The organism is Quisquiliibacterium transsilvanicum (assembly GCF_014202215.1).
Taxonomy (GTDB): Bacteria; Pseudomonadota; Gammaproteobacteria; order Burkholderiales; family Burkholderiaceae_E; genus Quisquiliibacterium; species Quisquiliibacterium transsilvanicum.
On the sequence record NZ_JACHGB010000005.1, the window covers coordinates 255,065 to 280,049 of the forward strand.

General features: G+C 67.3%; 19 protein-coding genes and 1 pseudogene. 10 read left to right on the plus strand and 10 right to left on the minus strand.

Annotated features, from left to right (window positions below; genetic code table 11):
• Positions 1-22: 22 nt before the first annotated feature.
• The 3 genes from HNQ70_RS13670 to HNQ70_RS13680 form a co-directional block, all read right to left on the minus strand.
• Positions 23-4,960, minus strand: coding sequence for a DEAD/DEAH box helicase (locus HNQ70_RS13670; protein ID WP_183968526.1), 4,938 nt, complete (start codon positions 4,958-4,960; stop codon positions 23-25).
• Positions 4,961-4,989: 29 nt separating this feature from the next.
• On the minus strand, positions 4,990-6,039 hold the full coding sequence (locus HNQ70_RS13675) for a Fic family protein (protein ID WP_183968528.1): 1,050 nt from the start codon (positions 6,037-6,039) through the stop codon (positions 4,990-4,992).
• Between the two features lie 178 nt (positions 6,040-6,217).
• The gene (locus HNQ70_RS13680; protein ID WP_183968530.1) at positions 6,218-6,985 is read right to left on the minus strand and encodes an SDR family oxidoreductase; all 768 of its coding nucleotides are present in this window, start codon (positions 6,983-6,985) and stop codon (positions 6,218-6,220) included.
• Positions 6,986-7,207: 222 nt separating this feature from the next.
• Here HNQ70_RS13680 and HNQ70_RS13685 point away from each other — a divergent pair, with 222 nt between their 5' ends.
• Together HNQ70_RS13685 and HNQ70_RS13690 are read left to right on the plus strand one after the other, a co-directional pair.
• Positions 7,208-8,326 carry an acyl-CoA dehydrogenase family protein gene (locus HNQ70_RS13685; protein WP_183968532.1) on the plus strand — a complete coding sequence of 373 codons (1,119 nt, stop codon included), beginning with the start codon at positions 7,208-7,210 and terminating at the stop codon, positions 8,324-8,326.
• Positions 8,323-9,549 (plus strand): acyl-CoA dehydrogenase family protein, encoded by a 1,227-nt coding sequence (locus HNQ70_RS13690; RefSeq protein ID WP_183968534.1) that lies wholly within the window; start codon positions 8,323-8,325, stop codon positions 9,547-9,549. The genes HNQ70_RS13685 and HNQ70_RS13690 overlap by 4 nt, the downstream gene beginning before the upstream one ends.
• 75 nt (positions 9,550-9,624) lie before the next feature.
• Here the strand turns inward: HNQ70_RS13690 and HNQ70_RS13695 are convergent, their stop codons facing one another.
• The 3 genes from HNQ70_RS13695 to HNQ70_RS13705 form a co-directional block, all read right to left on the minus strand.
• Complete coding sequence (locus HNQ70_RS13695) at positions 9,625-11,172, minus strand: AMP-binding protein (protein WP_246434961.1); 1,548 nt, start codon at positions 11,170-11,172, stop codon at positions 9,625-9,627.
• A 98-nt stretch (positions 11,173-11,270) separates the two neighbouring features.
• Positions 11,271-12,464, minus strand: a complete 1,194-nt coding sequence (locus HNQ70_RS13700) for an ABC transporter substrate-binding protein (RefSeq protein ID WP_183968536.1) — start codon at positions 12,462-12,464, stop codon at positions 11,271-11,273.
• Between the two features lie 233 nt (positions 12,465-12,697).
• The gene (locus tag HNQ70_RS13705) at positions 12,698-13,936 is read right to left on the minus strand and encodes a thiolase family protein (RefSeq protein WP_183968538.1); all 1,239 of its coding nucleotides are present in this window, start codon (positions 13,934-13,936) and stop codon (positions 12,698-12,700) included.
• Positions 13,937-14,113: 177 nt separating this feature from the next.
• On the opposite strand from HNQ70_RS13705, the gene HNQ70_RS13710 reads away from it, so the two are divergent.
• From HNQ70_RS13710 to HNQ70_RS20535, 3 genes are all read left to right on the plus strand, one after another.
• Positions 14,114-14,779 (plus strand): TetR/AcrR family transcriptional regulator, encoded by a 666-nt coding sequence (locus tag HNQ70_RS13710; RefSeq protein WP_183968540.1) that lies wholly within the window; start codon positions 14,114-14,116, stop codon positions 14,777-14,779.
• A 260-nt stretch (positions 14,780-15,039) separates the two neighbouring features.
• Entirely contained in the window at positions 15,040-15,420 is a 381-nt protein-coding gene (locus tag HNQ70_RS13715; protein ID WP_183968542.1) for a helix-turn-helix domain-containing protein, read from the plus strand.
• Positions 15,417-16,652, plus strand: coding sequence for a type II toxin-antitoxin system HipA family toxin (locus HNQ70_RS20535; RefSeq protein ID WP_343060782.1), 1,236 nt, complete (start codon positions 15,417-15,419; stop codon positions 16,650-16,652). The genes HNQ70_RS13715 and HNQ70_RS20535 overlap by 4 nt, the downstream gene beginning before the upstream one ends.
• A 61-nt stretch (positions 16,653-16,713) precedes the next feature.
• Here HNQ70_RS20535 and HNQ70_RS13725 read toward each other — a convergent pair whose 3' ends face one another.
• Together HNQ70_RS13725 and HNQ70_RS13730 are read right to left on the minus strand one after the other, a co-directional pair.
• The gene (locus HNQ70_RS13725) at positions 16,714-17,499 is read right to left on the minus strand and encodes a phytanoyl-CoA dioxygenase family protein (RefSeq protein WP_183968545.1); all 786 of its coding nucleotides are present in this window, start codon (positions 17,497-17,499) and stop codon (positions 16,714-16,716) included.
• A complete protein-coding gene (locus tag HNQ70_RS13730) occupies positions 17,496-18,347 on the minus strand; it encodes a phytanoyl-CoA dioxygenase family protein (RefSeq protein ID WP_183968547.1) in 852 nt (283 codons plus the stop codon). Before HNQ70_RS13730 ends, HNQ70_RS13725 begins: the two co-directional genes overlap by 4 nt.
• A 308-nt stretch (positions 18,348-18,655) precedes the next feature.
• Here HNQ70_RS13730 and HNQ70_RS13735 point away from each other — a divergent pair.
• The 3 genes and pseudogenes from HNQ70_RS13735 to HNQ70_RS13745 all read left to right on the plus strand — a co-directional run.
• Positions 18,656-19,519 (plus strand): annotated as a pseudogene (locus HNQ70_RS13735) (alpha/beta fold hydrolase); the annotation flags it as partial.
• A gap of 97 nt (positions 19,520-19,616) precedes the next feature.
• Positions 19,617-19,859, plus strand: a complete 243-nt coding sequence (locus HNQ70_RS13740) for a CopG family ribbon-helix-helix protein (protein ID WP_183968549.1) — start codon at positions 19,617-19,619, stop codon at positions 19,857-19,859.
• 30 nt (positions 19,860-19,889) lie between these two features.
• Complete coding sequence (locus HNQ70_RS13745; RefSeq protein ID WP_425504372.1) at positions 19,890-20,216, plus strand: YnfA family protein; 327 nt, start codon at positions 19,890-19,892, stop codon at positions 20,214-20,216.
• Between the two features lie 22 nt (positions 20,217-20,238).
• On the opposite strand, the gene HNQ70_RS13750 is transcribed toward HNQ70_RS13745, so the two are convergent.
• Positions 20,239-21,798, minus strand: coding sequence for an AMP-binding protein (locus HNQ70_RS13750; protein ID WP_183968553.1), 1,560 nt, complete (start codon positions 21,796-21,798; stop codon positions 20,239-20,241).
• Between the two features lie 108 nt (positions 21,799-21,906).
• Positions 21,907-22,929 carry a tripartite tricarboxylate transporter substrate binding protein gene (locus tag HNQ70_RS13755; RefSeq protein ID WP_183968555.1) on the minus strand — a complete coding sequence of 341 codons (1,023 nt, stop codon included), beginning with the start codon at positions 22,927-22,929 and terminating at the stop codon, positions 21,907-21,909.
• 156 nt (positions 22,930-23,085) lie between these two features.
• On the opposite strand from HNQ70_RS13755, the gene HNQ70_RS13760 reads away from it, so the two are divergent.
• The gene (locus HNQ70_RS13760) at positions 23,086-23,976 is read left to right on the plus strand and encodes an alpha/beta hydrolase (protein ID WP_183968557.1); all 891 of its coding nucleotides are present in this window, start codon (positions 23,086-23,088) and stop codon (positions 23,974-23,976) included.
• Between the two features lie 61 nt (positions 23,977-24,037).
• The gene (locus tag HNQ70_RS13765) at positions 24,038-24,952 is read left to right on the plus strand and encodes a thioesterase family protein (protein ID WP_183968559.1); all 915 of its coding nucleotides are present in this window, start codon (positions 24,038-24,040) and stop codon (positions 24,950-24,952) included.
• The last annotated feature ends 33 nt before the right edge of the window (positions 24,953-24,985 follow it).

Sequence of the window (24,985 nt, forward strand, 5' to 3'; positions counted from 1 at the left end):
CCGTCAGGGAAGTTACCTTGTGTCAGCTGTTGGCCGATGAAATGTCGAGTTGGGGCAGTGCCCTCACGATCTTCATCGTTTCCAAGCTCACGGTAACCACGCGCTGGAACAACTCCATCGGGTAGCGAGCATTTCCTACTGTCTCAATCGCCCAGTCATTGGCATCGTTGACGATGCCGCTGTTCTTGTCGGTCTTGACGCCCTGGCGCTCGACCACCCAGTCCACGGCCGGCTTGCCGTTGACGACGTACTCATAGGCTTCCGGCGGGATGTCCGTCAAGGTGATTCGGTCGTTGTAGTGCAGGGTGGTCAGGTCCTTGTCCTTGCCCTTCCTGCCGTAGCGCATCTTCTCGACGCGGAAGTCGGCGTCGGTGAGCTTCCTGCCGCCGCTGTCGATCTTCAGGGGATAGGGCTCAACGCTCTCGTAGTTCAGGTGCAGGTCGGCCAGCTTGCGGCCGGCATGGGAAAAAGCCCAGAAATCGGTGGCCGTCTTGACGCGCGGGATGCGCGGCAGTTCCTTGCCCAAGTTGTCGGCGAAGCGCTCACGGTAGTCGGGCGAGTGCAGCAGGCCGTAGACGTAGTAGAAAATGTCTTCGCGAGTGATGCTCTCGTCGGGGTAGGCGGACTGGAAGTGCGCAAGCGCTTCTGCCGTGATGGCGTCACGGCGCCTGGTTGCCAGCGGCTCCGCCGGTTCAACTTCCTCGCTGAACAGGGCGGACTGCTCAGGGCTGGCTTCTGCGGCCTCGGGCTCCGGATCGTCGTATAGGTAGAGCGGAAAGCACTGGCCGCCGTGCAAAACATGAATGTTTGGCAGGACAGATGTCATCAGGACCGTAAACGGCAGAATTTCTCCGGGTCCATGAACGATGATGACGCGATTTTCGGCAGAGGCGTCCGGGAAAATCCTGGGCATCTGGTACACCACTTCGTTGAATCGGCGGTTGAAGTAGGTCCATTGCTTGTTGAATGGTCGATACATCGAAGGAATCAGGCAGACAGTCTGAAATCTGAAACGCCGGTCCTTCGCAAGCTCCTGCTTGAGTGACCGGGTCCATGCAATCCGCCTCGCATCAGCGTCTATGAAATCATCCACCAAGGATTCGCGCTGCTTCTTGTCCAAGCCAAGGTGGGCGGCCGCAAAACGTTCTGCTTCCTGGTTGTAGAAAGCAATCATCCGAGTCATATTAGCCGTCAATTCCGCTTTCGAGGCGTTGTAGCACCAGGCGTCCCGGTTGGTGACCACGCCCAACGAGAAGTTCCCGAACAGCTTGGGCGCATTGCCCTTCTTATCGCCCAGCACCATGTGCTCGGCAAAGCTGTCATCGCGCTGCTTGAGCCAATCGCCATGGACATCTGGCGTAATGGCATGCCAGCCCTCAATTGCAGCGATACCGGCGACGCTGGCCAGATCGGCAATCCTAGTCAGCTTCTCCTCCCGGCTAAGGCAGTCGCCGATATCATGGAAGTGGATTTGCCCCGGCTGCTTGGAGACGGGGTTCTTGACCAGCAGCGAGATGGCAATCGGAGCGCGGCTTCCGCTGCCGAAAATCTTGCCGCCTTCCCGACGTGACAACTCGCCAGCTGTGCGCTGGTTTCCGCGCAGGTGAAAGATGTAAATGCTACTGAACTCGTCGGCCAAGCAGCGGCGCAGACCATCGGCTGTTTGCGCGTCCAGAAAGCCAGCGTTGGTCACAAAGCCGATAACGCCGTTGCTGCCGACCCGGTCACTGGCCCAGCGTATGGCGCGGATATAGCTGTCGTAAAGGCCCTTGGCCAGCATCGCGTCAGAACGTTGGACATAGGTGGCGCGGATGCGCCCGTCCAGGTGCGGGTAGGCAACGTTGTCGTTGTTGTCGTTCTCGCTCTTCTGCCCTACTGAGTACGGCGGATTGCCGATGATGACCCGGATGTCTAGTTTCTTCTGCCGCTTGCGCCGCGCGCTGTTGTCCACCAGGAGCGCATCCACCAGGTCCTCCTTCTCGTACATCTGGAAGGTGTCGGTCAGGCAGATACCCTCGAAGGGCTGGTACTTGCCGCCCACGATGCCGTGGTACACGGCCTCGATGTTGATGGCGGCGATGTAATAGGCCAGCAGCACCAACTCGTTGGCATGGATCTCGTGCTTGTACTTGTGCGGCAGATGCTCGGGCGCGATCAGGCCGCTCTGTAGCAGCCGGGTGATGAAGGTGCCGGTGCCGGTGAAGGGGTCGATGATGTGGACGCCCTTGCTGCCAAGCGTCTGACCGAACTCGGTCTCGAGGATGTGGGCGACACTGTGGATGATGAAGTCCACCACCTCGACCGGCGTGTAGACGATACCTAGCCGCTCGGTCATCTTGGGGAAGGCGTTGCGGAAGAACTTGTCATACAGCTCGACGACGATCTTCTGCTTGCCGGCCGCGTTGTCGATGCCCTGGGCGCGCATCTTCACGCTGTCGTAGAAGCGCTGGAGGGTGTCGGCCTCCTTGTCCAACCGGTGCTCCTGCAGCACGTCGAGCACACCCTGCATGGCCAGCGAGATGGGGTTGTGCTGGGCGAAGCTGTAGTCCTCGAACAGGGCATCGAAGACCGGCTTTGTGATGAGGTGCTGGGCCAGCATCTCGATGACCTCGCCGTCGCCGATGCTGCTGTTCAGGTCGTCACGCAGCTCGCCGGCAAAGGTGTTGAAGGCCGCGCGCTCCTTCTCGTTGGCCGGCTCTTCAACGATGGCCGTGATGCGGTCGATGTGGGTGCGGGCGATCTTGGCGATGTCGTTCGCCCAGTCTTCCCAATGGTGGCGGTTGCCCACCTTCTGCACCAGCTTGGCGTAGATGGCCTTCTCGATCTCGCCGATCTCGAACGGCAGGGAAGCCTGGTCCTCTTTGCCGTAGCGCTTGGGTTCCGGTTCACCGATGGCGAACCCCCCCTTGCCGGCGTCCTTGTTCTTTGGTCCCTTCGCCTTTTCCGACTTCTTCTGAATCTTGTCGGTGATGGCAACGACTTCCATCTTGCTGGTGTCTCGGCCGATCAGGTCCAGCTTGTTGACCATCGCGTCGAAGCGGTCGTCGTGTGAGCGCAGCGCCTGCAGCACCTGCCACACCACGGCATAGGTCTTGTTGTCGTTGAGCGCATCATGGGGCTCCACGCCTGCCGGGATGACCACCGGCAGGACGACGTAGCCGCGTCTCTTGCCCGGCGCATTGCGCATCACCCGGCCGACGGACTGCACGACGTCCACCTGAGAGTTGCGCGGGGTCAGGAACAGCACCGCATCCAGGGCAGGTACGTCAACGCCTTCGGAGAGGCAGCGCACGTTGCTCAGGATGCGGCAGGTGTCAGCGGCGGCGTCCGCCTTGAGCCACGCGAGCTTGGCCTCCTTCTCGCTGGCGTTCATGCTTCCGTCCACGTGCTCCGCTTCGCAGGCCAGCGTCGAAGCCGCATCGTCTTCCTCGGTGGCCTGGTAGGCCTCGACCACCGCCTGGAACATGCCTGCGATGTTCTTCGAACTGACCTTGTGGGTCTTCGCGCCCTTGCTCACCTCGATGACCTGGCAGAAGGCGACGGCCCGCTTCATGGCCTCGTGGTCACCGTTCAACTCCTCGGTGAGCCCCTGCTTGGCCAAGGCCTTCCAGCAGCCGATGATCTTGGCAGCGTCGTCCACCTTGAGCTGGTTGTTCTCGTCCTTCAGCAGGGACTGGATGCGGCGGCTCACGTGGCTCTCTTCCACGGACAGCACGATGACCTTGTAGTCCACCAGCAGGCCGCGCCGCACCGCCTCGGAGAAGGAGATGACGTGGAACTCCTGGCCATAGAGGGCCGCGTCGTCCATCGAGCACAAAGCGACGCTGCCCTGCTCTGCCTTCGCCTTGGCGCTGTCGCCATAGATGCGCGGCGTGGCTGTCATGTAGAGGCGTTTCGCAGACCGGATGAAGTCCGCGTCATGCACCTTCACGAAGCTGCTCTCGTCGTCGTCGCCGAAGGTGGCGCCCGTGGTGCGGTGGGCCTCGTCGCAGACGATGAGGTCGAAGTCGGCCAGTCCATGGCCGTGCTGGGCGCTGCTGATGACGTCGATCGAGTGGTAGGTGCTGAATACCACGCTCATGTGCGCGGCGTCGTGCCGCTTGACCATCTCGGTGGCCAGGCGCGCGGGCTCGGTCGTGGCCGGATAGCGCAGCTCGTGGGTGAAGGTCTGGACGCTGTCGTCGTCCTTCTGGCGCTTCTTGCCCACATCGCTGTCCGAGCAGACGGCGAAGCTGTGCAAGGGCGTAGCGCTTTCCTGGGTCCACTCGGCCAGGGTCTGCGACAGCAGGGACAGGCTGGGCACCAGGAACAGCACACGCTTGCCCTTGCCGGCCAGGGCCTCGGCGATCTTCAGACTGGTGAGGGTCTTGCCGGTGCCGCAGGCCATGATGAGCTTGCCCCGGTCGGATCTCTGAAACCCGGCCAATGTGGCATTCAACGCCTGTTGCTGATGCGGTCGAAGCTGCTTTTTGACCTTGAGTACCGGCGCCGCCTTGGACTGGTACTTTGCCCAGTCGATCTGGCTGCTCTCCAGAGCGTTCAGGTCGATCTTGCTGACAGGCGGCTGCTGGTCGCGCAGCGCCTCCTCGGCGTGGGTGCTCCAGTGGTTGGTCGTGCTGACGATCATTCGGTGGGTGAACGGCTTCTTGCCCGAGGCGGTGAAGAAGCTGTCGATGTCGCTCTTCTGCAGCCGATAGTCATCGGCGTACAGCTTGCACTGGATGGCGTGGAGTTCGCCGGTGCCCTGGGTCTTGGCCACCAGATCGATGCCGGCATCACGCTTGTCCAAGCCTTGCTGCGCTGCCCAGTCGGCGTAGGTCCAGACCTCGCTGTAGAGGTCGCGGTAGGTCGCCTCGTTGCGCAGGTAGCAGAGCATGAGCTCTTCGAAGTACGTGCCCTTCTCGCGTTCTGACATCGAGGAGTGGCGATAGTGGTCGAGCAACGAGGAGAGAGCGGTCATGTCAGCCTGGGGGACTTGTTTCCGTACCATCACTTGAGTTCATACCAGACACCGCGCCCGCTGCCCTGCTGGTTCAAATGGCCGCGATCGACCAGATTGCGGAGGTGCTGCTTCAACGTGTTTCGGCTGACACCCGTCAATCTGATGGCATCGCCCATGGTGATGCGTCCGTGCTCTCGGGCGAATTCGACGATCTGGAGTGAAAGGTCCGGCAAGGCAGCCAGCACGATCTTCTCGCGCTCGACCTTCTTCTCGAGTCGCCTGACCTGCTCGGCCAGAGACCGTAGAAAGAACACCAGCCACGGCTGCCAATTGGGCGCGTCCGTGCGGATCGACCCTTGCGTCTGCCGCAATGCAAGGTAGTAGGCCTCCTTGTTGAGTTCGATCACGCTTTCCAGCGAGCTGTAGGGCACGTAGGCGTAGCCTGCCTGAATGAGCAGCAGCGTCGTCAGCACACGACTGAGGCGGCCGTTGCCATCCTGGAACGGGTGGATCTCCAGGAACACCACCACGAAGATGGCAACGATCAGCAGCGGATGCAGTTGCGCCTTGCCACGCTCTTCGTTCACCCAGGTCACGAGTTCGGCCATCAGCCGCGGTGTGTCGAACGGGCTTGCCGTCTCGAACACGATTCCGATCCGCACGCCGTTCTCATCGAAAGCGGCCACGCTGTTCGAGCTGGTCTTGTACTGCCCCCGGTGACGCGCATCCTTTTCGCTGTGGCGAAGCAGGATCTGGTGCAGTTGCTTGATGTGGTTCTCGTTGAACGGGATGTGCCGCCAAGAGCCGAACACCAACTCCATCAGCTCGGCGTAGCCAGCCACCTCCTGCTCATCACGGGTGTCGAAAGACTGGATGGCCAGATTGGAAAGCAGTTTCTCCACTTCCCGGTCGGTCAGCTTGCTGCCCTCGATACGGGTGGACGAGCCGATGCTCTCGATGGTGGCCACCCTGCGCAAGGCCGACAGACGATCAGGCGCAAGGCTGCCCAGGGCGCGCCAGGCGCCTTTGAACTCATCGATCCGAGCAATGAGGCTCAGGATCTCAGTGGTGATCTGAAGAGTGTCCGAGCGAAGCATGCAGTCCATGATACGCCCAATAACACCCATTTATGGCGGCGCATGCCTTGCAAGGCCTGACCGCTGAATGGGTGTCAATGGGCGTTCTATTGGTGCATTCTCCACGGGCAGCCGGCCGTCGGAAACCGGCCGGCCCCGCTGTCGCGCCGAAGGGCGGTAGCGCTCGCTCGGAGCGAGATCACCCCCCTTGCGACTTCCTCCGCAGCCGCCGCATCCCGCCCAGCCAGCGATCCACGTCCTCGCCCTTGCGGCGGACGTATTCCCCGACCTCCGGGTGCGGCAGCACGTAGAAGCGCTCCTCGCGCAGCGTCTCGACGACCGTCTGCGCAAGCTGTTCGGGCTCGATGATGCCGTCGGTCTGGCCGTCGCCCAGCGAGCGCGGCGCCATCGCGGTGTTCACGCCCTGCGGGCACAGCACCGACACCTTGATGCCCTGGTCCCCGTGGGTGATCGACAGGAACTCCGCAAACTTCACCGCGGCCGCCTTGGTGACCGTGTAGGGCCCCGAGCCCAGCGCCGCCAGCAGTCCGGCGGCCGACGCGGTGTTCAGCAGGTAGCCCGAGCCGCGCTCGATCATCGAGGGCAGCACCGCGCGGGCCGCGTACAGGTGCGACATCACGTGCAACTCCCACTGCTTCTGCCAGACCTCGTTCGGCGCGTCGGTCAGCACGCCCTTGCCGCCGGCGCCGGCGTTGGAGCAGAAGAGGTCGATGGGGCCGTACTTGTCGACGGTCGCTTTCACCAGCGCCTGCACCTGCGCCTCCTGCGTGACGTCGCAGGCCATGCCGTCGCAGCCGATCTCCTTCGCGGCCGCGCTCACCGCCGCCGCGTCCAGGTCGGCGAGCATGACGGCCTTGGCGCCCTGCGCCAGGAAGGCCTTGGCCATCGCGCGGCCGATGCCGCCGCTGCCGCCGGTGATCACGACGACCTTGTCCTTGAGTTCCATTCGAGTGCTCCTCCGTGTGGGTGATCCCGTTCTCCACGCGCGCTGCGGGGCCAGGCCTGCGGCGCGCGCCAATGCGCAGGATGCCCGATGCGCGGGCGCAGTGACGGCTGCCGGCGTACCGCTTTCGTGCTCGACGCGAAGCGATGGTGGGGACCGACCGCTACCATGATGCGCACCGTGCCCGCCCAAGGGCGCCCGGGCACCCAACCCACACAGGAACCCATGGCAACGATCGACCAGGATGAACTCGACGCGTTCGTCGATTCGGTGCGCCGGCTGCTCGCCGACCGCAGCACCGAAGCCGACGTGCGCCGCACGATGGACGGCCCCGAGGGCCATGACCCCGCGCTCTGGCGCGACCTCGCCTCGATGGGCGTGGCCGGCCTGCTGGTCGATGCCCGGCACGGCGGCGTGGGCGCGGGCCCGGTGGAGCTCGAGCGGGTGATGGAGGAGATGGGCGCGGTGCTGGCCTGCACGCCGATGCTCTCCAGTGGCGTGCTCGCCGCGGGCCTGCTGCAGGCGCTGGACGACGCCGACGCGCAGGCGCGGCTGCTGCCGGGAATTGCAGACGGCAGCCGCATCGCCACCGTGGCGCTCACCGGCCCGAAGGGCGGCTGGACCGAGAGCGACGTGGCGGTCACGGCGCGGCAGGGCAGCGACGGCTGGCGCCTGGCCGGCACCGCCGGCTACGTGACCCATGGCCAGATCGCCGACCTGCTGCTGGTGGTGGCGCGCACCCCGGATGGCATCGGCGTCTTCGAGCTGCCGGCCGAAGCCCCGGGCCTGCAGCGCAAGGCGCTGCCGGTGTTCGACCGCACGCAGCCCATGGCGGAACTGTCGCTGCAGGACGCGCCCGCGCGCCGGCTGGCCTGCGCCCGTCCCGGCTGGCAGGCGGTGGAAGCCGCGCTGGACCTCGCGCGCATCGCGCTGGCCGGCGAGCAGTCGGGCGCGGCGCGCCGCGTGCTCGAGGCAACGGTGGCCTACGCGCAGGATCGCTTCCAGTTCGGCCGCGCCATCGGCAGCTTCCAGGCCATCAAGCACATGGCCGCCGACCTGCTGCTCGAGAGCGAGTCCTGCACCTCGGCGGCACGCCACGCGGCGCGTTGCCTGGCCGACGGCGATGCCGATGCGCCGCAGGCGGTGTGCCTGGCGGCCTTCGCCTGCGCCGACGCCTTCTCCACCGTGGCCGCCACCAGCATCCAGATGCATGGCGGCATCGCATTCACCTGGGCGCACCCCGCCCACCTGTACCTGCGCCGCGCGCGCGCCGACGCGCAACTGTTCGGCACGCCCGCCGCGTACCGAGAACGCTACGTCCAACTGCTGGAGGCCCAGGCATGAGCACCCCGATCACCGACGAAGCGCTGCTCGCCGAGGTCCGCGCCTGGCTGGCCCAGCACTGGGACCGCGCCACGATGCAGGCCCCATGCGGCGTGCTGCGTTCGCCCGAGCGCCGCGCCTTCCTCGAGAAGGTGCTGGCCGCAGGCTACGCCGTGCCCACCTGGTCGCCCGAATGGCAGGGCCGCGGGCTGCCGGCGGAGCAGGGCAGGCTCATCGAGCGAGCCTTCGCAGAAGCGGGCGCGCCCGGAGCCGGCCAGGACCGCATCAACCTGTGGGCCAACACCGCGCTGGCGCATGCCACGCCCTCCTTCAAGGCGCACATCGTGCCCGCGCTGCTGACCGAGGCGGTCGGCATGTGCCTGCTCTACAGCGAACCCGGCGCCGGCTCCGACCTGGCCGCGATCCGCACCCGCGCCGATCGGCAGGGCGACCACTTCGTGGTCAACGGCCAGAAGGTCTGGACGACCAACGGCCACACCGCCGACTACGGCATGCTGATCGCGCGCACCGACTGGGACGTGCCCAAGCACCGCGGCATCAGCTTCTTCTTCCTGCCGATGAAGCAGCCCGGCGTGGAGGTGCGGCCGCTGCGCCAGGTCACCGACGAGGCGCACTTCAACGAGGTCTTCATCACCGACGCGATCGCGCCCGCCGAGAACCTGCTTGGCCCGCTGAACGGCGGCTGGGGCGTGCTGCAGACGGCGCTCGCCTACGAGCGCTCGGTGATGGGGGAGGGCGCCCGCGGCCCGCGCAGCGGGCTGGCCAATCCGCAGGGCGACACCGCGATGGTGGCGCTAGCCCGCGAGGCCGGCCGGCTGGCCGACCCGGTGATCCGCCAGGACATCGCACGCGTGACCGCCTACCGCGTGCTCAACCGGCTGAACACCGCGCGTGCCAAGGCGGACCTCGCCCAGGGCACCTCGTCGCCGATCATGTCGCTGGGCAAGCTGGCGATGTCGCGCATCCTGCACGAGGAGGCACGGCTGCGCACCGCACTGCTCGGCCCCGAAAGCCTGCTCGAAGGCCCCGAGCATCCGCGCGCCGAGGACGCCAACTTCCTGACGCTCAACGCCTACTTCACCTCGATCGGCGGCGGCACCGACCAGATCCAGCGCAACATCATCTCCGAGCGCGTGCTGGGCCTGCCCAGGGAGCCGGAGGTGGATCGCGACGTGCCGTTCAGGGAGGTGCGCAGCGGGACGGCGCCGCGGAAGGCGGGGTGAGGATCATGCGCGTCGCGGCAGGTAACCGCCTCCCGCGACGCGCCCCCTTGGCCTATACGCTTCCGGGCGTCCGCCTCACGCCGCCACGTCGTCGGTACGACGCGCGAACACGTTCGCCGCCGATGGGCTGAACGTTTCCAGCAGCACCCGCTCCAGCGGCTTCTCGGAGGCCGTCTTCGGGATCTCATCGACAAGCTGCAAGTACGACGGGACGCTGTTCTTCTCCAGCCGCGTCTCGCAGAAGGCGAAGACGGATTCGGCATCCCAGGCACGAGCGTCCTGAGCGACGATCGCAGCCACGACGTCCTTCTCTCCCGGCGTACCGTTGGTGCTCTTCACGCCATAGACGAAGACGTCGATGACGTTCGGGTGTTCGGCGATCTCCTTCTCCAGGAAGCCCGGCGAGATGAAGTCGCCGTTGCGGCGAATCTCGTTGCCCTTGCGATGCATGAAGTAGAACCAGCCCTCGTCATCGCGGTAACCGATGTCGCCCATCCTCAGCCATCCGCCCCGAGTCTTCTTCTGCGACGCATCCGGGTTGCCGAAGTAGTCGACGACCGCGGGGCTGCCGTCGGCGTTCTCGAAGACGATCTCGCCAGGCTGGAAGGGCGCGCACTCGCAATCTTCCTCGTCAAGGATGTGAGCGATCAGGCTGGGCGGCGGACGTCCGATGCTGCCGATCGGTCCGACCCCAGGGTGCTTCACCAGCAGGCCGCCTTCCGATGCGCCGTAGAACTCGAGCACCCGGAGGTCGAATCGCTTCTCGAATGCTTCCCACAGGTTCTTCGGCATGCCCGCGGACAGCACCACCCGCAGGGGGTTGTCGGCGTCGCGTTCGGTGGGCGGCTCGCTGTAGATCGCGCTGAACATGCCTCCCAGCAGGTTCATCGTGGTGCAGCGGAAGTCGCGGATCACCGACCAGAGGCGGCTCTTCGTGAACTTCAGGCTGAACACCGCGGGGACGCCCGTGTACAGAGCGCCGCCCATGGTGATCATCAGCGCGTTGCCGTGGGTCATCGACAACCCTGTGTACATGCGGTCGGAGTCGATCACGCCCAGGGCGCGCACGATGTCGCCGATCGATGCGTAGCGCTGATAGGTCCCGACGATCGCCTTCGGGTCACCGGTCGTCCCGGAGGTGAACATCATCTGCATCGCCATGTCCAGGCGGTCCCCTGTGACGGGCAGGTCCGGACCGTCGGGTACGACGACGTCGTCGAGCCATTCGGTGCGCGCGGGCAGCGCGCGCGCCGGGTCGCGAGGCCCGACCAGCAGCACCCAGCCGACCGACGGGGCCTCGTGGACGACTTCCTGCAGCGCCTCGAGGCAATAGGTTCCGGCGATCACCCCCTTGCAGCCGACGGCATCGAGCATGTACTGCAGCTTCTTGCCCCGCGTGCGCGGATCGATCGGCACGAAGACCGCGCCGAGGATCGCGGAGGCGACGACCGCGTCGGCGAACTCAGCGTGGTTCTGCATCTGCAGCGCGAAGCGGTCACCCGCTGCGACGCCCCGTGCAGCGAGCGCCCGGGCGATCGCCTGGCCGCGTCGCCACAAGCTGGCGAAGTGCCGGTGCGCAACCACGTAAGCACCAGAGGCGTCGTGCCCTACGAAGGTGAGCAACGGCGGCTCCTCCGGCCAACCGGCGCGCGAGCGCACCAGTTGCCCGAGGGGCAGCGGGGGCGCTGCGCCGGCGGTCAGGCTGTCGGTCGCGGCCACGCTCACAACAGCACCTTCCAGCCGGCGCCGTCGAACTGCTGGAAACGCATGCTGCGCAGCGGGTGGCGCTCGGTGGCGCTGGTCTTAACGCGCAGGCCCGGAAGCAGCAGCGGCAGGTCCATGTCGAGGTTCGCGGTCTGCCGGATGATGTTCTCGCGCGACAGGTCGTTGCCGCACTGGGTCAGCACCTGCACCAGCAGTTGCGCCGACAGCGTGCCGTAAGTGGCGAGGTTGTCGCGTGCCTGGGCCGGACTGTACTTGTCCATGAAGGCCTTCCACTCGAGCATCCCCTTGTCGTCCGCCCAGCGCGGGTCGTTCGGGTCCTTCATGAACGCCGCCGCCATCACGCCCTTGGCCCGGTCGAGCCCCGCGGGCTCCATCACGCTCTTGACCGAGGTGGCGTTCCCGTTCACGAAGATCTGCGGCTTCCAGCCGATCTCGCCCGCCTTTCGAATCCCCTGCGCGGTCGCCTTGGGCGAGCCAAACAGCATGAACACGTCGGCTCCCGAGCCCTGCGCCGAGATCACCTGCGAATCGACCGTGGGATCGGAAACCTCGTGGGTCGACTCGTTCACCAGCTGCTTCGATGCGCCGGCAGCGTTCAGGCCCGCCTTCAGGCCCCTCAGGAAGTCCTTGCCGGCGTCGTCGTTCTGGTAGCAGACCGAGATCTTCGCGCCAGGCTTATGCTTCATCACGTAGAGGGCCGTCTCCCGTCCCTCGTCGGAGAACAGCGGCTGGAAGCCGAGACTCCAGGGGAACTTCTGGATGTCGTCGGCCCAGCTGGCGGCGCCGGAGCCCACGAAGAGCTGGGGAACCTTCTTCTGGTTCAGGTAGGCGCGCACCGAGATCGAGGTCGGCGTGCCGGTGGTCGCGGCCATCAGGAGCACCTCGTCCTGCTCGACCAGCTTGCGCGTCACCTCGACGGTCTTGGGCGGGCTGTAGCCGTCGTCCATCTGGAGCACGGCAAGCTTCCTCCCGTTGATGCCGCCGCGATCGTTGATCATCTGCAGATAGTTCTTGAAGACGATCGCACCGGAGGACCAGGCTGCGGCCGGGCCGCTCAGCGGGGTGGTGTTGCCGATCCGGATCTCGGTCGCGGTGACGCCCGGCGACTGGGCGCGGGCGATGCCCGGCAGGACCACGGCGCCGCCCGCGGCGGCGGCCATCGTAAGGAAATCGCGCCTGTTCGTGTTCATCGATGTCTCCTCTTATCGTTTCGTGGTGTTTAGGGCGCCCGGCGGGAACCGGCTCTGCCGGCCCGGCGGGATTCAAGCGACGGTGCAAGCGGTAATGACGGACTGTCGCCTGATCGGTCAATTAGAAGCGGGCAAAGGTACCCCGTCAATACCATTGGTACCATCCTCTTCGGCACCCTTGATCATGGCCGGACCTGCTGGCGCAAAGCGGCCATCGAACTGCGGCATGGCGGCTACCTCGACAGGATCGTCACGCAGGCCACGGCCTCTTCGACTCCCTGCAGCCCCCCGCCGTTCTCGGCCAGCGCGATTCGCGCGCCGTCCACCTGCCGCGACCCAGCCTCGCCGCGCAGCTGCGTGACGAGCTCATGCACTTGGCCGAGGCCTGTCGCGCCGACCGGATGTCCCTTGGACTCCAGGCCGCCGGAAGGGTTGACCGGAATTCGGCCGCCGATCGAGGTGTCGCCGCGCTCGGCCAGAGGGCCGCCGTCGCCGAATGCGCAGAAGCCGAGGTTCTCGACCTGGATGATCTCGCCCATCGCGGTCGCGTCGTGAACCTCGGCAACCGAAACGTCGGACGGTCCAAGGCCTGCCTTCTCGTAGGCGCGCCGCGCCGCAAGCGCGGTGCAATGATTCTCCACATCGCTCGGGTCGCGATCGCTTCCGGTCTGCAGCACCGAAGCGAGCACGCGCACGACCCGACGCCGGTCGATCCCGAGACGACGCATACCCGCTTCGCTGCAGACGATCGTCGCGGCCGCTCCGTCCGAGATGGGGGAACACATCGGAAGCGTCAGGGGGTAGGTGATCGGCGGGGCAGCCAGCACCTCGTCGATCGAGTACGGATTGCGATACTGAGACAGGGGGTTGTGCTGCGAGTGGCGATGGTTCTTCGCGGCCACGGCGGCCAGCTGGCGCTGCGTGGTTCCGAAGCGCTTCATGTGGAAGCGTGCAAATGCCGCATACACGTCCATGAACACGCTGTAGGGCTTCGGCGAGGTGGTACCGGGCGGCACCTCGACGCCCGCGCCCATGCTCAGCAGGCGTTCGCGGATCGCATCGGCCTCGGACACGTCCCAGGCGCTGTCGAACACCGAGAACATCCGGTCGCGGTCGGTCGAGAACATCTTCTCGGCGCCCACGGCCAGCGCCACGTCGCCCTCGCCGGACCTGACGAAATTGACGGCGAGGTACATCGCCGTGCTGCCGCTCGCGCAGGCGTTCTCGACGTTGGTCACCGGTATGCCCTGGATACCCATCGCGCGCAGCGCAACCTGTCCCCGGATCATCTGCTGGCCTTCCATGTGCCCCTGCGAGGCGTTTCCGAAGAACGCCGCCTGGAGCGCGTCTGCGCCGATGCCGGCGTCCGACAGTGCTTCATCCACGGCCTGGCGCGTCATCTCCTTGATGCTGGTATCGATGAGCCGGCCGAAGGGCGTCATCCCGACGCCCACCACGTAAACGTTGTCCATCAGGTCTCCTCGCGTGTCGTGCCGGCGCGCGGCCTTCGGGCGAAGGCGAGCGAACGGGGCGTTGTTGTACTCGATGGATTAGAGACATGTTTTGGTACCACGTCAACGCATTCAGTACCGCAAAGCAAGCGAGAGGCTATCCTCTGGCCGGATCTGACCGGGCGACCGAAACAAGCAATGAGAACCACGCGTACCGGCGAGGAGTTCGCCACGCAGCTTTTCGAGCTGCTCAAGGCCGAAGGCATCTCCGCGCTCTCGGTCGCGCAGATGGCCACCCGCCTGCGCTGCTCCCGCAGGCGGCTCTATGAGCTGGCACCCAGCAAGGAGGCGCTGCTGCACCTCGCAGCGCGAGCGCATTTCGACCAGATGCTCCGCGAAGGCTTCGAGGCGGCTGCCCGTGAACCCGATCCGGCGCGCGCGATCGCCGCCTACCTCCGCGTTGGTGTGACATCGACGGTCACGCTGAGCCCTGCGTTCCTGCGCGACCTCGAGTCGTCCTCCGAAGGCCGCGAGATCTTCGATCGCTACCAGATCGCCCGCGCCGAGGGCGTGCGGCGAATCCTCGAGGACGGCATCCGGCGCGGAGTCTTCACCGCTCACAACCAGTTCGTGGCCACCGAGGTCCTGCTGGGGGCATCACTCAGGCTGCGTCGGTCCGCGTTCCTCGCGGAAGCCGGCCTGACGATCTCCCAGGCATTCGAGGAGGCGTATGCGCTCATCCTGGGTGGATTGCTCGCACCTTCACGGCGCCGCAAAGGTCCTGCGACACTTGCCCCCCGCTCAGAAGGCAGTCGCCGGCAAGGCAATACTGAGCAGTCGCCGAGGAAGTTGCCGAAGTCGTAGGCTGTGGAAGCAGTCGGGGCTACGGCATCAATGCATAAAGACTGCGCGTAGCGCGGAAGCCCATCCAGACATACAGACCATCAGCTGCTGGAACCGTAGAACGTCCTGCTGGGCCTGCCCAGGGAGCCGGAGGTGGACCGCGACGTGCCGTTCAGGGAGGTGCGCAGCGGGACTGCGCCGCGCAAGCCGGGGTGACGGGGAAATAGCCTCGACATCACATATGCGTTATCTTGTTACGGTAACGAGATCAATCGGATGTGATGTCGAAAGCCTCGCTCGCACTCATCTCCCTGCCACCGGAAGTGGCAGGCTCGCTGGTCACCCTGGGTGAGCGGCTCGCGGTGGCGCGCCTGCGCCGCAGGGAGTCCCAGAAGCAGTGGGCCGCCCGGCTCGGCGTCTCGGTGCCCACGCTGATCCGGATGGAACGGGGCGATCCCTCGGTGCGCATGGGGGTGTACGCCACCGCCCTCTGGCTGGCCGGAATGTCGGGGGATCTCGCCGATCTGGCCGACCCCGCCAAGGACCAGCAGGCGCTGGAGGCCGATGTCCGCAAGGCGAGCCGCCTGCGCGCGGCGCGCACACGCACCTCGTCTTCGGGACCGGCGCCGCGATCAGGGCGGGCCCAGGGAGACCCCGGGTGAGCGGCCGGCAGCTCGCGGACACCCTCCATCTCTGGTATCTCGGCACGCCCGAGACCCCCGTCCTCGTGGGCGAACTCAACCTGGTGATGGCGCGCAGGGGCGTGTCGTTGCGCTACGCGCCGGCGTGGCTCGAGCACGGTTTCGCGCTCAGCGAGGACCTGCCCCTGGTAGATCGCGAGCATGTCCCGCGCGAGAAGGACACGGCCGCAGGCGCGGTCGATGATGCCCGCCCGGATCGCTGGGGCGAGCGGGTGATCCGGATGCTGGACCGCCCGCCCCGGCTCTCGCTTCTGGAGTACCTGTTCTACGCGGGCGACGACCGCTTCGGCGCGCTCGGTGTCTCCACTGCCGCGGACCGCTACCAGCCGCGCGAGATCGGTCCCTTGCCCCGCCTCGCCGACGTCGACGCCGTGCATGAAGTGGTGCATCGCGTCCTGGCCGGCGAACCGTTGGACGAAGCCCGCAGACGGCTGATCGCGCCCGGCGTCACCATGGGCGGCGCCCGTCCGAAGGCGCTGCTGCAGCTGGACGACCACGAGTGGGTCCTCAAGTTCGCCGAACCTGACCGTCCCGACGAGGCGCTGATCGAGCACGCCGCCCTCACGCTGGCGGGCCAGGCAGGCATCACCGTCGCCGACACGCGGCTGATCCCCCTGGCGCGCGGAACCGCTCTCGCCATCCGGCGCTTCGACCGCGCAGCGGCTCGCCGGCTGCATGCGCTGTCGGCCAACGTGGCGCTGAAGGCCGCGGGCAGCGAGCTCTCCTATCCCGCCCTGGCCCTGCTGCTTCGCCGCCGGGGTGCCGTCGACGTCCATCGCGCGCAGATGCACGACCTGTTCCGTCGCCTGGTGTTCAACATCCTCGTCGACAACACCGACGACCACGAGAAGAACCACGTGCTGCTGGTCACGCCGGACCAGCACTATGCACTGGCGCCCGCATTCGACGTGCTGCCGATGGCAAGTTCGTTGGGCTACCAGGCCATGGCGGTCGGTGAACGCGGCGCGGAATCGTCGATCGAGAATGCGCTGACCGCGGCCGCGCAGTACTGGCTGACGCCGAAAGATGCGCTTGCGGAGGCAACCCGTGTTGCACGGGTTGTGGATCGCTGGCGCGAGCACTTCGCGGCACGCGGGCTTTCAGTGGCTTCGATCGAGGAACTGGCACGGCACATCGACCGCCCCTTCCTCCTGGAGCAGCGCCAGGCGCTGATCGGAGGAGGGCGGTCCTGACCGGCACGCTGAAGGCAGCAGTGCGCAAGCCTGTGCCCATCGGCGCATCGCCCTGCGCACGTCACATCGGCGAGCGCCCGTTGACCTTCCCGAAACCCTCGGTCTTGTACCCAAGCAGGGTCAGCAGCTCGTCGGACGCCCCCTCCAGGATGCGGGGGTTCAGCGACAGGAACCAGTTCTCCTGGGTGCGGTAGATCGGCCGCGTGTACCAGTTGAACAGCGCCGCGCAGCTCTGGTCGCTGGTGCGGTTCTCGCCGGTGCGGTGCCAGATCCGGCTGTCGAAGACCACCATCGTGCCGGCCGGCGCGACCGCGGCCACCGAGCCTTCCTCGTCACCCTCGCCAGGGGGGCGGTGGTGGCGGCAGCTGCCCGGCACGAACCGCGTCGCACCGTTCTCCTCGGTGAACTCGTCTATGCACCAGCCCACGTTGCAGCCCTGCGGCAGCGTCGGCCACGGCTCCGGGATGAAGCCCTGGTCGGCATGCAGCCGGCCGGCCTCGCAGCCCGGCATCGCGATGAACGCGGACTGGTTGCCCAGCAGCGCCGGCCATCCCAGCACCGACCTCACCAGCCGCAGCGCGGCGGGATGCTCGGCGACGTCCGCGAACACCGGATCCAGACTCAGCGTGTTCCGGACGTGTTGGTTGCTCTCGCCGTGATCGATCCTGCGGCCGCTGTGGGCCAGCTTGCGCCGGTTGTCGAGCTTCGCCGCCCGGTACAGCCCGGCGCGCACGTCGGCCAGCTGCTCGGCGGAGAGCACCCCGGAGACGAGACAGATGCCGTGCTCGCGGAGATCCCGCTCCGCCTGGTCGAGGTCGCTGGTGATCGAGGGAAGGACCGCCTTCATTTCACACTCCCTTGGGTAGCCGAGGCCTCACGCCCCACGTTCGCCGCCAGCAGCTTCGCCCCCACGCCCCGATTCGCCACGGCGTCCATCCCGAGCAGTTCCCGAAGCTCGGGATCCAGTGCGTTCTGCACCTGCGGCGACAGCACTGCGTTCCAGTTGACCTGTGGCCGCAGGAAGCTGCGCGAGTAGTAGCCGAACAGCAGCGCACGGTCCGCGTCGGCGGTGACGTTGGCGCCGGAGGTGTGCCAGACGCGCCCGTCCATCGCGATCACCGACCCCGCCCTGGCCTCGAAGGGTCGCAGCCTCGCCGCCGGGTCCGGGCCGAGCTCGGCGAGCCGGGTCACCTCGTGGCTGCGCGGAATGAACAGGGTGGCGCCGTTCTCGAAGTAGACGTCCGTCAGGCACCAGATCACGTTGATGGACCAGGGCTCCAGCCACGGCTCCGGCACCACCAGCGCCTGGTCGGAATGCAGGCTCATCGAACCCGAGCCGGGCCGGGCGATGTTGGCCGTGAAGTTCGAGATCAGGAACTCCGGCCCGAGCAGGGTGCGCACCAGCTCAAGCGCAATCGGCCTGCGGATCAGGTCGCGAAAGACCGGATCGATGTCGAGCAGCTCGAACACCCGCACGTTCGACGGGTTGGGATCCAGGCGCGCCATGTAGGTGTCGCGCCCGCGACTGCGGAATTCGTCGGCGGCAGCCCAGAGCCTCTCCAGGACGGCGGCCGCCTCCTCCGGGCGCAGCACGGCGGGCACCACGCACCAGCCTTCGGCGCGCAGATGCGCCCTGGCTTGCGCCAGCCCATCGCCGGCCTGCCGGCTGTCGATCGTCGCTTTCGTCGCTTCCATGCCGTCTCCTGCTCCCAAGGGACGATCCGTCCGCCGCGGACCGTGCTGCTCTCGTCACATGAGACAGCGATCCGGCCGCGGAGTCGATCCGGTCGATCACCGATTGGAACTCCGGCTGGCGGCCCAACGTCCAGAAGATCCGCACAATGGAGCACCCCGTGCCGCGCCCTGCAGCCGGCCCCGGACATATCGCCCAGGAGCCCCCATGCCCCCCCGCTTCATCCAGGTTCCCACCAACGGCATCAAGCTGCGCGCGGCCGTCGCCGGCAGCGGCCCGCTGGTCGTGATGGTCCAGCTTTCCCGAGGGCTGGTACAGCTGGCGCCACCAGATCGGACCGGTCGCCGAAGCCGGCTTCACCGTCTGCGCGATCGACGTGCGCGGCTACGGCGGCTCGGACAGGCCGCCCGAAGTGGCCGACTACAGCCTGGAGAAGATCACTGCCGACCTGGCCGGCGTGATCGAAGCGCTGTCGCCCGACGGCAGCGCGGTGCTGGTGGGCCACGACTGGGGCGCCCCCATCGTCTGGAACACCGCGCTGACGCGCCCCGACCGGGTTTCCGCCGTGGCCGGCCTCTCCGTGCCCTGGACCGGAATCGCCACCGTGAACTTCCTCGAGGCGGTGCGCGCAGCCTTCACCGCGAAGGGCCGCTTCTTCTACCAGGTCTACTTCCAGGACGAGGGCGTGGCCGAGGCCGAGCTGGAGGCGGACGTGCGCGCATCGCTGCGCAAGTTCTACTACGCGATCAGCGGCGACGCCCCCGACGGCACCTGGCCGAAGAACAAGCCGCACGGCGCGAAGCTGCTCGACGGCCTGCCCGACCCCGATCCCTTCCCGGCCTGGCTGACGAAGGCCGACGAGGACCACTTCGTCGCCGAGTTCCAGGCCTCGGGCTTTCGCGGCCCGCTGAACCGCTACCGCAACCACGCGCGCGACTTCGCCTGGCAGCAGCAGTTCCGAGACCGGAAGATCGAGCAGCCCTCGCTGTTCATCGGCGGCGACCGCGACCTGGCGGTGCGGATGCTGCCCGGGGTGGACCCGGTGGCGCTGATGACGCCGCACCTGCCGGGGCTGCGCGGCGCGCACGTGCTGCCCGGCATCGGCCACTGGACGCAGCAGGAGGCGCCGGAAGCGGTGAACCGGCTGCTGCTCGAATGGCTGCGGGGGCTGTGATCGCTGGCCTGCACGATCGATCGCCAGAGCCCGGAGGCCGATGGCGCCGATCCAGCGCATGTGCTGGGTTGTGTACAACTTCGTACGGGAGCCGACCATGTCCACGACGATGACCGTTCGTATCGAAGATGAGCTGAAGGAGCGCCTCGAACGCCTCGCAGCATCGACGAAACGAAGCAAGTCCTTCCTCGCCGCGGAGGCGATCCGAGAGTTCGTGGAGCTGAACGAGTGGCAGGTCCGCGAAGCCCAGGCCGCTCTCAAGGAAGCGGACGCGGACGACTTCGCATCGCGCCAGGAGCTCGACGCCCTCGCCGACAAGTGGAAGGAAAGTTCGCGTTAGGCCTGCTGAAAGGACGCCGCTGGATTGGAAATGCTGAAAGTCCTCGGGCTCTTCATTGTTACGGCGCTCGCCGAGATCATCGGCTGCTATTTGCCGTACCTGTGGCTCAAGCAGGGTCGCTCGGCCTGGCTCCTGGTGCCGGCGGCGCTTAGCTTGGCTGCGTTCGCCTGGCTGCTTACCCTCCATCCCCAAGCAGCTGGCCGCGTATACGCAGCCTATGGTGGCGTCTACATTAGCGTGGCCTTGATGTGGCTTTGGGCCGTTGATTCGGTGCGACCCACCATCACAGATTGGATTGGCGTTAGCGTTTGTCTGCTCGGCATGGGCATCATCATGTTCGGCGCAAGGCAGGCCTAACAATGCGTTCAAGCCGACGCGCTCAGATCTTCCGCTCCATCCCCTCCCAGAAGGGATCGCGCAGCTTGCGCTTGAAGATCTTGCCGGTGTCCTCGCGCGGCAGACTGTCGACGAACTCGATGTGCCGCGGCAGCTTGTAGCTCGCCAGGTGCGCCGCCAGGCCATTGCGCACCTGCTCGGCGTCGAGCTCCACCCCGGGCTTGGGCTGGATGAAGGCGCAGACCTGCTCGCCGTACTCCGCATCCGGAATGCCGAAGACCGCGCAGTCCGCCACGCCTGGAAGCTTCGTCAGCTCGGACTCGATCTCGGCGGGATACACGTTGGTGCCGCCGAAGATGATCATGTCGCTGGCGCGCCCGCTCAGGTACAGGAAGCCGGCCTCGTCGAACCAGCCCACGTCGCCGGTGGCGACCAGCCGGCCGCGCGCGGAGCGGCGGCGCTTGTCGTCGTCGCCGTGGTAGGTGAAGTCCGGGTAGGTGGCCCGGCCGCACACGATCTCTCCGGACTGTCCGGGCGGCAGCACCTTGCCTTCCGCGTCCATCACCACCACTTCGGTCCCGTCGACCACGCGGCCCACCGTGCCCGGATGATCGAGCCACTCCTGCGCGGTGCACCAGGTCACCGCGCCCACCTCGGTGCTGCCGTAGTGCTCGCTGATCACCGGCCCCCACCAGTCGATCATCGCCCGCTTCACGTGGGGCGGGCAGGGCGCTCCGACGTGCATCACGTGCACGACGCTGGACAGATCGTGGCGCGCCTTGACCTCCTCGCCGAGCGCGAGCAGCCGGATGAACATGGTCGGCACCGCGAGCACGTGGGTGACGCGCTCGCGCTCGATCCGTTCCAGCATCCGCCGCGCGTCGAAGCGCGGCTCGATGCAGACATTGGCGCCCATCCTCAGCAGCGCGAACAGCCAGCCGTTCGGGCTCGAATGGTAGGCCGGGCCCGGGATCAGCAGCACCACGTCCTGCATCCTGCCTACGTAGGGCAGCAGCCCGCCGACCTGCCGCATCACCGCCAGGCTCGATTCGGCCTGCGCCGGCGTCGGCGGAGTGCGCCGCACGCCCTTGGGCCGGCCGGTGGTGCCCGAGGTGTAGATCATCGAGCCGGGCGCGACCGCGAAGGGCGGCGCCTTGGGCGCGTACGAGTCGAGCCAGGAATCCCACGCGATCATGTCGACGGGACCGGCCGCGGCCGAGCGCGCAGACGGGTAGGCCTCGACGAGCCCGGGCGGAGTCTCCACCACGATCACCGGCGTGCCCGCGGGCGCAATGTCGCCCATCGACGCAAGCAGGTCGGCGTGGATGACCAGCACCTTGGCGCCGGAGTTCTCCAGCACGTAGCGCGCCTCGTCGGCGGTGTTGTGCCAGTTCACCGGCACCACGTAGGCACCCGCCATTCCCGCGCCAAGCGTCGCCTCGACCATGGGGAAGTCGTTGCGCAGCACGATGGCGACGACGTCGCCGGCTCGCACGCCCAGCTCCTCGAATCCGCGCGCTGCGCGCGCCGCCCGCGCCTCGATGTCCGCAGTGCTGCGCCGCTCGTCGCCGATCAGCACCCAGGGCCTGTCCTTGTCGTTCATCCGGATCCCCATAGCTCTCCGCTATCCCACCGCACCGCCCATGCCGTGTCCATGACGCTCGCCGGTGCGCCGGTGCGTAGGCTTGTCCGGACCGGCGCAGGATCCGGATCAGGTCGGCTTGAAGTCGATCGCCTCGAGGTTGCGCTTCTCCTGCGCGTACATCCGTGCTGCCAGGGCCGTGAACGCCTCACTGCCCAGGCTCAACGGCTGCAGGTCCCAGGAAAGCATCAGCTCGCGGACCTTCGGCGTGTCGCGCGCGGCGAGGAAGGCCTGCTCGAGTGTGCGGACGATGGCAGGGTCCATGCCCTTGGGACCGCACAGCCCCCAGGGCGAATCGGCAACCACGTCGAAGCCGAGGTCGCGGGCAGTCGGCACGTCCGGATACCTGGCCAGGCGCTGTTCGGTGAAGGCGGTCAGCAGGCGAGCCTTGCCACCCTGGACCAACTGCGACCAGGCACCATCGGTAGTGCCGTCGATGTGTCCACCCTGCATGGCGCCGGAGACTTCGGCGCCGCCCTTGAACGGCACGTAGAGGAAGTCGACCCCGGTCGCCTTGGAGAGCTTGAAGCAGGCGATGTGGGCAGATCCCCCGACGCCGACGCCACCCATGGTCACCTTGCCCGGGTTTGCCTTCGCATGTGCGACCAGTTCGGCCAGCGTCTTCCACGGCCGGTCGACCATCACCGCGACGCCGTAGGTGTAGGCGGCCAGTCCGGCGATGTAGGTGAAGTCCTTCATAGGATCGAAGCTGACCTTCTGCATGTGCGGAATCCGCCAGAGGCTGGCCGGCGCGATCGCGACCGTGTAGCCGTCAGCCGCGGAACCCTGGGCGACGGAGACTGGACCGAGCGTGGCGGTGGCGCCCGGACGGTTCTCCACGACGATCGACACCCCGAGAAGCTTGCCGGCCTCGGCGGCCATCGCGCGCACCGGGATGTCGGTCGTGCTACCGGGCGGGAACGGCACGACCAGCTTGATCGGCCGGCTCGGGTAGGCCTGGGCGAAGGCGCCGCGGCCAAACGTCGACCCGACCACCGCGGCCCCGACGGCGGCGCCGAGGAAGTGGCGTCGGCCGTTGGGCCCAAGGTTCGATTGCTGCTTCGAAAGACTGCGGTTCCAGCGGCGAGTCATGATGTCGTCACCTCGTGTTGTTCGTCCATGGATCGCGCAATTGTGGGGCCCCTACCCTCGGCGCCACCTCGCCTCGAACGCGGAAACCGGACCACCGCCGCACGCAGCATGGCGCCACCACGACAAGAATTGCGAAATCGAAGCCTGGAGTCCCCGATGACCATCGCCCAACTCGACGCCCTCGTCTCGCTGCTGCGCTCGCGCCCCGCTCCGGCAGGCCTGACGATCGCGCAGATGCGCGAGCGCTACCTGAAGCTCGCCGAGACCCTCGGCGGCGCCCCCGATGCGCGCTGCGAGCAGGTGGACGCCGGCGGCGTGCCTGCCGAGTGGGTGTCAGCGCCCGGCGCGGACGACTCCCGCGCGGTGCTGATGCTGCACGGCGGCGGCTTCGCGATCGGCTCCATCGACACGCACCGCCGGCTCGCCTACGACGTCTCGGCTGCGAGCGGGGCGCGCGTGCTGCTGATCGACTACCGGCTCGCGCCGGAGCGTCCCTTCCCCGCAGCACTGGACGACGCCACTGCCGCCTGGCGCTGGATGCTGTCCCAGGGACTGAAGCCTGCGCGCCTGTCCATCGTCGGCGACTCCGCCGGCGGCGGGCTGGTGCTGTCGACGCTGGTGAACCTGCGCGACCAGGGCCTGGCCCTGCCGGGTTGCGCGGTGGCGATCTCCCCCTGGGTGGACCTGGAGATGCGCGGCGGCAGCATCCGCTCGCGCGCCGACGTCGACCCGATGGTGGCGGAGCCCGGTCTGCACGCTTACGCGAAGATGTACCTGGGCGATGCGCACCCGCAGACGCCGCTGGCCGCGCCGCTGCACGCCGACCTGCACGGGCTCCCGCCGGTGCTGGTGCAGGTGGGCTCGGCCGAGACGCTGCTCGACGACGCGCTGCGCATCTCCGAGAAGCTGCACGCCGCCGGCAACGATGCACGACTGTCCGTGTGGCCGAACATGCCGCACGTCTTCCCCTTCTTCGCGCCGGCGCTCTCCGAGGGCGGCGACGGCTGCCGCGAGATCGGCGAGTTCATCCGGCAGCGCACTGCCTGAAACGAGAGGAATCCATGCCCCATCCGACCCCGGCGCCGTCCCTGCGCCGCCCCCTCCAGCCATGAGGCACGACGCCTGGCGGCGCGAGGCCGCGTCCTATCCGCTGCGCGGCGAGCTGATGCCGCGCTACAGCGACGTCGATGTCTGGCAGCACCTGAACAACACCGCGCTGATCTCGCTGCAGGGCGAGGCCGTCCAGCACGGGCTGCGCAGCGCGTTCGGCCCCAACGCCTGGCGCGACAGCCAGCCGGTGCTGGGCTGCGTGGCCAACGCCACCGATTTCCTCGCCGAGGCCTACTACCCTGAGCCGCTGGCATGGGGAGCACGCGTGGTCGGCGCCGATGCAAGAGGTGTGCGCATCGCCACGGCGCTGTTCCAGCACGAACAGTGCGTCGGACTGCACGAGGCCAGCTTCCTCGGCTGGGCCGAAGGGCATGCCGTGGGGCTTGGCGAGGCGCAGCTGTCGGAGCTGCGTGCGGCCGGCATAGCCGGGACGGAGGCCCTGGAGCCGGCCTTCGCCCCTGAAGGCGTCGCCACTGCGCCGGACCTCGGACACTTCCCCTGGCACCGAACGGTGGGGGTGCGCTTCGGCGACAGCGACGCGCGGCGCCTGGCCAGCGACACCTGGCTGGCGCGCTGCGCCGAGCAGATGCGGGTGGCCTTCCTGAACCATGTGTACGGGCCGCAGCGGCATGTGCGCGGCGGGATGATGGTGGCGCACGTGTCGCTGCACTGGCAGCGACGGACCATGCCGGGAACGGAGTGGGAGCTTGGCTGCGGCGTCGCGCACATGGGAGAGCGCTCGCTGGCGGTGCGCGGTGCGATGTTCGAGGCAGGGCAGTGCGTGGCGACCTGCGAATCGGTGATGGTGGCCATCGACCGGGAGACACGCCGCAGCGCGAAGATCACCGACGAGGCGCGCGCGCTGCTGGATCCCTATCGGATGCGCCCGGGATCGGCCGGGCTCACTTCCTGAGCTGGTCTTCCCGGGTCGTCCCGCTCACCGCGG

Bases quoted from the DNA above. Each gene is read 5' to 3' on its own strand.
- HNQ70_RS13670 (WP_183968526.1), bottom strand. From the start codon at position 4,960: ATGACCGCTCTCTCCTCGTTGCTCGACCACTATCGCCACTCCTCGATG.
- HNQ70_RS13675 (WP_183968528.1), bottom strand. From the start codon at position 6,039: ATGCTTCGCTCGGACACTCTTCAGATCACCACTGAGATCCTGAGCCTC.
- HNQ70_RS13680 (WP_183968530.1), bottom strand. From the start codon at position 6,985: ATGGAACTCAAGGACAAGGTCGTCGTGATCACCGGCGGCAGCGGCGGC.
- HNQ70_RS13685 (WP_183968532.1), top strand. From the start codon at position 7,208: ATGGCAACGATCGACCAGGATGAACTCGACGCGTTCGTCGATTCGGTG.
- HNQ70_RS13690 (WP_183968534.1), top strand. From the start codon at position 8,323: ATGAGCACCCCGATCACCGACGAAGCGCTGCTCGCCGAGGTCCGCGCC.
- HNQ70_RS13700 (WP_183968536.1), bottom strand. From the start codon at position 12,464: ATGAACACGAACAGGCGCGATTTCCTTACGATGGCCGCCGCCGCGGGC.
- HNQ70_RS13705 (WP_183968538.1), bottom strand. From the start codon at position 13,936: ATGGACAACGTTTACGTGGTGGGCGTCGGGATGACGCCCTTCGGCCGG.
- HNQ70_RS13710 (WP_183968540.1), top strand. From the start codon at position 14,114: ATGAGAACCACGCGTACCGGCGAGGAGTTCGCCACGCAGCTTTTCGAG.
- HNQ70_RS13715 (WP_183968542.1), top strand. From the start codon at position 15,040: ATGTCGAAAGCCTCGCTCGCACTCATCTCCCTGCCACCGGAAGTGGCA.
- HNQ70_RS13725 (WP_183968545.1), bottom strand. From the start codon at position 17,499: ATGAAGGCGGTCCTTCCCTCGATCACCAGCGACCTCGACCAGGCGGAG.
- HNQ70_RS13730 (WP_183968547.1), bottom strand. From the start codon at position 18,347: ATGGAAGCGACGAAAGCGACGATCGACAGCCGGCAGGCCGGCGATGGG.
- HNQ70_RS13740 (WP_183968549.1), top strand. From the start codon at position 19,617: ATGTCCACGACGATGACCGTTCGTATCGAAGATGAGCTGAAGGAGCGC.
- HNQ70_RS13745 (WP_425504372.1), top strand. From the start codon at position 19,890: ATGCTGAAAGTCCTCGGGCTCTTCATTGTTACGGCGCTCGCCGAGATC.
- HNQ70_RS13750 (WP_183968553.1), bottom strand. From the start codon at position 21,798: ATGAACGACAAGGACAGGCCCTGGGTGCTGATCGGCGACGAGCGGCGC.
- HNQ70_RS13755 (WP_183968555.1), bottom strand. From the start codon at position 22,929: ATGACTCGCCGCTGGAACCGCAGTCTTTCGAAGCAGCAATCGAACCTT.
- HNQ70_RS13760 (WP_183968557.1), top strand. From the start codon at position 23,086: ATGACCATCGCCCAACTCGACGCCCTCGTCTCGCTGCTGCGCTCGCGC.
- HNQ70_RS13765 (WP_183968559.1), top strand. From the start codon at position 24,038: ATGAGGCACGACGCCTGGCGGCGCGAGGCCGCGTCCTATCCGCTGCGC.